Consider the following 3120-nt stretch of genomic DNA (forward strand, 5'->3'; position numbering starts at 1 on the left):
AGAACCTGGTGATCGACAACTCCGCGGCCACGGTGAACACCACCGACACTACGAATGACGTGGTGGCCAAGCTGACCGTGGACAGCACCAGCGTCAGCGAAGGTGGCCAGATCACCTACACCGTGACCCTGAGCAACGCCGATGGCTTGCCGGTGAATAACCACGGCGGCCTGAGCTTCACCCTGACCGACGGCACGGTGATCAACATCGCCGCCAACCAAACGTCTGGCAGCACCAGCGTACCAGTGCCGAACAACCTGTATGTTGATCAACCTGTCGTTATCGACAATCAATTGACCGGTGTCAGCGGCAGCAACAACTACGAAAACCTGGTGCTCGGCAGCGATAAAACCAGCGTCACCATCAGCGACGAAGCGAACGGCGCCGGCAACAAGGTCACCGTGGGTATCGCCGCCAACGGCGACGTGGTGGAAGGCAACGCGCCGAGCTTCACCGTCAGCATCAACCGCGTCCTGGCCGATGACTTCACCGTCACCCTGAGCAACGGGAAGTCGGTGGTGATCACGGCGGGTCAAACCAGCGCGATCTACAGCGGCGATACCAACGGCGAAGACGTCTACCAAGACCCATCGTTCCTGACCTTGAACGTCACCGGTGCATCCGTGGCCGGCAAGACCTTCGAGAACCTGGTGATCGACAACACCGCGGCCACCGTTAAAACAACTGACACCATCAACGAAGTCACCGCCAAGCTGATCGTGGACAGCACTAGCGTCAGCGAAGGTGGCCAGATCACTTACACCGTGACCCTGAGCAACGCGGCCGGTCTGCCGATGGCCAGCCATGGTCCTCTGGAGTTCACGCTGACCGACGGCACCGTGGTGAAAATCCCGGCTAACGGCACCAGCGGTACTGCAGTCGTTACCGCCAAGGACGATATCTTCACTGGCGGACAGGACGCGATCGTCAACAAACTCGAGTCGGTCTCGGCCAACAACTTCGAGAAGCTGACCCTCGGCCAGGACCAGTTCACGACCACCGTCACCGACGAACCATCGGGCCAAGGCGACAAGATCACCGTCAGCATCGAAAGCAACGGCGACGTACTGGAAAACGCTGCACCGAAGTTCACGGTGAAAGTCGATCAGGTCCTGAAACAGGACCTGACCGTCACCTTGAGCAACGGCGATACCGTGGTGATCAAGGCCGGCAGCACCAGCGTGCCGTACGAGCTGAAGGCCCAGGGCGACGACGTCTACAAGGACGGTCAGGTCATTGAAGTGGGTGTCAGCAACGCCACCGTCGACGGCAAGTCGTTCGAGAACCTGGTCCTGGGCGGCAAAGCCCAAGTCACCATCGACGATACCCTCACCGAAGTAAAAGCCACCCTGACTGTGGATAAAACCACCGTCGCCGAAGGCGGCCAGATCACCTACACCGTGACCCTGACCAACGCCGCCGGCCTGCCGATGACCAGCCATGGTCCTCTGGAATTCACGCTGACCGACGGCACCGTGGTGAAAATCCCGGCTAACGGCACCAGCGGTACTGCAGTCGTTACCGCCAAGGACGACATCTTCACCGGTGGCCAGGATGCAATCGTTAACAAACTCGAGTCGGTCTCGGCCAACAACTTCGAGAAGCTGACCCTCGGCCAGGACCAGTTCACGACCACCGTCACCGACGAGCCAGGTTCGGGCGATCCAAAAGATCCGGCCAACCAAGGCGACAAGATCACCGTCAGCATCGAAAGCAACGGCGACGTGCTGGAAAACGCTGCACCGAAATTCACCGTCAAGGTCGATCAGGTCCTCAAGCAGGATCTGACCGTGACCTTGAGCAACGGCGATACCGTGGTGATCAAGGCCGGCAGCACCAGCGTGCCGTACGAGCTGAAGGCCCAGGGCGATGACGTCTACAAGGACGGTCAGGTTGTGGAAGTGGGTGTCAGCAATGCCACCGTCGACGGCAAGTCGTTCGAAAACCTGGTCCTGGGCGGCAAAGCCCAAGTCACCATCGACGACACCCTCACTGAAGTGAAAGCCACCCTGACCGTGGATAAAACCACCGTCGCCGAAGGAGGTTCGGTCACCTACACCGTTACCCTGACCAACGCCGCCGGTCTGCCGATGGCCAGCCACGGCGAGCTGACCTTCAAGCTCACCGACGGTACCGAGATCAAGATCCCGACCAATGGCACCAGCGGCTCTGCTGTGGTGGTTGCCAAAGACGACATCTTCACCGGCGGTCAGGATGCAATCGTCAACAAACTCGAGTCGGTCTCGGCCAACAACTTCGAGAAGCTGACCCTGGGCCAGGAGCAGTTCACGACCACCGTCACCGACGAGCCAGGTTCGGGCGATCCAAAAGACCCGGCCAACCAAGGCGACAAGATCACCGTCAGCATCGAAAGCAACGGCGACGTGCTGGAAAACGCTGCACCGAAATTCACCGTCAAGGTCGATCAGGTCCTGAAACAGGATCTGACCGTGACCTTGAGCAACGGCGATACCGTGGTGATCAAGGCCGGCAGCACCAGCGTGCCGTACGAGCTGAAAGCCCAGGGTGACGACGTCTACAAAGACGGTCAGGTCATTGAAGTGGGTGTCAGCAACGCCACCGTCGACGGCAAGTCGTTCGAAAATCTGGTGCTGGGTGGCAAAGCCCAAGTCACCATCGACGACACCCTCACTGAAGTAAAAGCCACCCTGACCGTGGATAAAACCACCGTCGCCGAAGGCGGCCAGATCACCTACACCGTGACCCTGACCAACGCCTCCGGCCTGCCGATGGCCAGCCATGGTCCTCTGGAGTTCACGCTGACCGACGGCACCGTGGTGAAAATCCCGGCTAACGGCACCAGCGGTACTGCAGTCGTTACCGCCAAGGACGATATCTTCACTGGCGGACAGGACGCGATCGTCAACAAACTCGAGTCGGTCTCGGCCAACAACTTCGAGAAGCTGACCCTCGGCCAGGACCAGTTCACGACCACCGTCACCGACGAGCCAGGTTCGGGCGATCCAAAAGACCCGGCCAACCAAGGCGACAAGATCACCGTCAGCATCGAAAGCAACGGCGACGTGCTGGAAAACGCTGCACCGAAATTCACCGTCAAGGTCGATCAGGTCCTCAAGCAGGATCTGACCGTGACCTTGA

The 3120-nt window shown here is 59.6% G+C and carries 1 protein-coding gene; it reads left to right on the forward strand.

The window, feature by feature from the left end:
* Positions 1–3120: immunoglobulin-like domain-containing protein (locus CGA21_RS29630; RefSeq protein WP_317451706.1), on the forward strand; the 3120-nt coding region annotated here is incomplete at both ends.

Source organism: Pseudomonas sp. PSB11 (genome assembly GCF_014596605.1).
Taxonomy (GTDB): domain Bacteria; phylum Pseudomonadota; class Gammaproteobacteria; order Pseudomonadales; family Pseudomonadaceae; genus Aquipseudomonas; species Aquipseudomonas umsongensis.